The sequence below is a fragment of the Paenibacillus sp. IHB B 3415 genome (assembly GCF_000802655.2).
Lineage (GTDB): Bacteria > Bacillota > Bacilli > Paenibacillales > Paenibacillaceae > Paenibacillus_AQ > Paenibacillus_AQ phytohabitans.
Genome location: NZ_JUEI01000168.1, coordinates 1 through 2,078 on the forward strand (window position 1 = coordinate 1; position 2,078 = coordinate 2,078).

A 2,078-nucleotide genomic window follows, 5' to 3' on the forward strand; every position below is an offset into this window, starting at 1 on the left:
GAAGGCGGAAGCCGCAGCCGTAAGGACGCGGCAGGCGGTGGCGGCAAGCGCAGTGCGTACAGCGCGGCTGCGGCTCCGCGGGGAGGCGACTCCGCCGGCAAGAGCGCGGCGAAGCCAAGACCGGGCGGCGGCTACGGCGCCTTCGCCAGCGGCGGCGACAGCAGCCCGGCCCCGGGTTATGCGGCTGGAGCGAATGCCGCAGGCGGACGCGGCGGCAATAAGGGCGGCGGCGCCAGAAGCGGCGGCCCGAGCAGCGGCTACAGCACCAATGTATCCAGAGGCGCGGATGCCGGCGGATTCAGCTATGGTGCTTCGAAGGGCGCCGGCTCTGGTGCCGGGTACAACCCGGGCGGCGCGAAGTCGAGCCCGAAATTCCGGGCGCATGTAGCCCGCAGCAATGAAGGCGGCGGCTCAGGCGCGCCCGCTTCCAAAGGCGGCAGCTCACGCGGCGGTTATAGTGCCGGCGGCGGCTCCAAGGGCGGCAAAGGCGGCTTCAGCTCGGGCGGACGCAGCAGCGGCGGAACCTCATCGCGGGGCGGACGCAGTGGCGGCTCCGGCGGCGGTTCACGCGGCGGACGCGGCTCATCCAGATAAAGGCGCTTTACATTCATAAGTGAAACTTGTTACCATAGGGCGGTTAGCGTATCGGCTAATTGTTCTATGGTAATATTTGTTTTAGGGGCTGCTGCACATTTATCAGTCCGGACTGAAACATTTCGGCCCTTCAGCTTGTCTAATAATGTAACTAAGCTTTTAGAAAGAATATAGAATTTTTAGGAGGAACGAAACCGCATATGTCCAGAACCACCAAGATTGTCATCTTGTTCATCGTTGTCATTGCCGTCGGCTGGGGAATCGGGAAGTATACTAGCCCGTCCGCTTCCCGGGAAGACGGAACGAATATAAATACAGGTACCGATCTCGGGGCCGGGCCGGGTACGGCGCCGGAGACTTCAGCACTGCCAAGCGCAGCTCCGGACTTCCAGGAGCAGGGCTCCGGCAACAATACGGGGACTGAGCCTACACCGGCTGTAACAGAAGCGCCTGCGGATTCAACGAGCGGGGAGAATAATGCGGCCGGGACTCCGGAACCAACGGACAAGCCTGCCCCTACAGATAAGCCGGCAGCTACGGATTCGGGCAGCAATGGTGATGCAGAGATGGTTGCCGCCGAACCGGAGAGTATCGCGGTTATGGTTAATAAGCAGTACAGACTGCCTGATAAATATAAGCCGGCCGATCTGGTCTATCCTGATGTGCCTTTTATATTCTCGGAGAAGATCGAGAAGCGGATGCTGCGGCGTGAAGCTGCCACGGCGCTGGAGGAGATGTTTGCCGGAGCGAAGAAGGACGGTATTTATCTGGCAGGCGTATCCGGCTACCGTTCGGAAGCGACCCAGAGAAGGCTGTTCAATAACTATGTAGCCCGGGACGGCGAAGAGAAAGCCCGCACCTACAGTGCGTTGCCCGGACACAGCGAGCATCAGACGGGTCTGGCGATTGACCTGTCCGGCAGTGACGGCAAATGTGCGGCGGAAAGCTGCTTTGCCGGTACGAAGGAAGCAGAATGGCTTGCGGATCATGCCGCTGAGTACGGATATATTATCCGGTTCCTCGAAGGCAAGCAGGCGATCACCGGATATATTTATGAGCCTTGGCATGTCCGTTATGTAGGCAAGGAGATTGCCGCGTCCGTATCGGAGAGAGGGATTACCCTCGAAGAATATTATGATGCCGTTCCGGTGTCGAATTAATGTGAAATCGATGACAGCCGGCCCCGTGGTTCACGGGGTCTTTTTGTGGTTTTATTCTATATCTACCCTTCAGTCTGTGAATAGTTGGACCTCCGGGCGTCTGCTGTTGCCGTAGTTGCCACATTTACGTAATGGCCGTATTTGCTGTGGTTGCCGTAGTTGTCGTTGGAATTCCTCGATTCATCAGCTATCTGGTGCAGAAACAGAGTAACTTTATACAAAATCCTGCCCAAAATACAACATTTCCTTCATCCTTTCGGCACAAATCCAAAAATGTTGTATAAACTTCCATGACGCCTCGGCGTCACCTCCTAGAATGAAAAT

General features: G+C 57.5%; 1 protein-coding gene and 1 pseudogene. Both read left to right on the forward strand.

The window, feature by feature from the left end; translation table 11 throughout:
* Positions 1-594 (forward strand): annotated as a pseudogene (locus QW71_RS35880) (hypothetical protein); the annotation flags it as partial.
* A 200-nt stretch (positions 595-794) separates the two neighbouring features.
* Positions 795-1,754, forward strand: coding sequence for a D-alanyl-D-alanine carboxypeptidase family protein (locus QW71_RS35885; RefSeq protein ID WP_039310759.1), 960 nt, complete (start codon positions 795-797; stop codon positions 1,752-1,754).
* Positions 1,755-2,078: the final 324 nt, after the last annotated feature.

Coding starts and splice junctions, on each gene's coding strand:
- QW71_RS35885 (WP_039310759.1), top strand. CDS start 795: ATGTCCAGAACCACCAAGATTGTCATCTTGTTCATCGTTGTCATTGCC.